The following is a 1,574-nucleotide window of genomic DNA, read 5'->3' as shown; positions in this document are numbered from 1 at the left end:
CCTGGCTCGTAAATCGAGGTGACTGTGGGCGCGCGGTAGCGCCCCCGGCGTAGCGCAGCGGAGCCGGGGCCCGGGGTGAAGGGGTTAGGCGGCGTGGGGTTGGAGGGTGACGTGCTGGCCGGTGAGGAGTTCGAGGTCGCGGATGAGGGTGCGGCGTCGCCGCGCGGTGGTGTGTCGGGTGATGTAGTGGTCCTCGCCGAGGTCCTGGTAGCGGGCTTGGGGGTCGGACAGCAGATGCCAGACGATCTTGAGGACGGAGTTCCCGAGGGCGACGATGGCGCGTTTCTTCCCGCGACGGCGCACCAGCCGCCGGTAGCGTTCACCGAGGAAAGTGTGGGTGCGGGAGAGACCGGCGACGACCTCGCCGAGGGTCCCGCCCAGCCACGGGTTGCCCTTGCCGGTGGAACCAGCGCGGGTGACAGCGGCGGACTGATGCACGATCGGGGCGAACTTCGCCCACGACACCAGATGCCCGGGGGTGGGGAACCGGGTCATGTCCACCCCGATCTCGGCGATCAGTTCCTGGGCGGAGCGGATCCCGATCCCGGTGATCTCATCCAGCCGCTGCGCGGCGGAGCGAAAGGGAGCCATCGCCTCCTCGATCGCGGCGTTGACCTTCTCGACATCGGCACCGATCCGGTCGATCCGGTCGATCATCGTGCGGGTCAGGAACGCATGATGGTCGGTGAAGTGCCCGGTCAACGCCTCCTCCAGCACCCCGATCTTGGTCCGCATCCGGGTCCGGGCCAGCTGCGCCAGCACCCGCGGGTTCCGTTGCCCGCCGATCATGGCCTCCAGCATCTCCCGGCCGGAGACACCGAGGATGTCGCTGATCACGCTGGAAAGTTTGATCTGGGCGTCTTCCAGGAGTTTCTCCAGCCGTTGCTTCTCCCGGGTTTGGTCCTGGATCAGGGTGCGGCGGTATCGGGTCAGGTCCCGCAGCTGCCGGATCGGGGCCGGGTGGACCAGGCTGGGCCGGCACATCCCCCGTTCGACGACCTTGGCCAGCCAGACCGCGTCCAGGGTGTCGGTCTTCGGGCGGCCGGGCAGGTGCTTGACGTGTCTGGGGTTGAGCAGCCAGCACTCGAACCCTTCGGCTTCCAGCAGGTAGAACACCGGTTTCCAGTAGGAACTGGTGGCCTCCATCGCTACCCTGCTCACCCGCTCGGCTCGCAACCAGTCCGCCAGCTCCAGCAACGACCGGGAGAACGTGTCGTAGGAACGGACCTCTTGCTGACGTCGGCCCGACCGGTCTGAGGGCACCCGCACACACGCCACCAGGCCGGTCTTGCCCAGATCCAGGCCGGCCACCCGGTCGACGACCTGGTCGAGTTCATCCACCTCTTCCATGATCACCTCGTTTCGGTTCACAGCACCGACAGGTGGTCGCCTGGGGAGCCAGGGACGTGAGCCAAAGCCGGGCTCGCGTGCTCGAAGCAACAATGCAGGACTCTCAGGCGGCTCCCAGCGTCAGACTGAATGACGGCCTCGACCCAGCGCCAAGGACACACGACGTCACGCAAGCGACCAGACACGATTTTCACCCCAGCACGGACGTCCCGCCAGGGACACCG

General features: G+C 67.3%; 1 protein-coding gene. It reads right to left on the bottom strand.

What is annotated here, in order from left to right; all coding sequences use genetic code 11:
* Positions 1–84: 84 nt before the first annotated feature.
* Positions 85–1,350, bottom strand: coding sequence for an IS110 family transposase (locus ACLJQF_RS48810; RefSeq protein ID WP_410617522.1), 1,266 nt, complete (start codon positions 1,348–1,350; stop codon positions 85–87).
* Positions 1,351–1,574: the final 224 nt, after the last annotated feature.

It is taken from the genome of Amycolatopsis sp. lyj-109, from assembly GCF_046548995.1.
Lineage (GTDB): Bacteria > Actinomycetota > Actinomycetes > Mycobacteriales > Pseudonocardiaceae > Amycolatopsis.
Note: the sequence above shows the minus strand (reverse complement) of the source record. Positions and strands in the feature narration are given on the sequence as shown.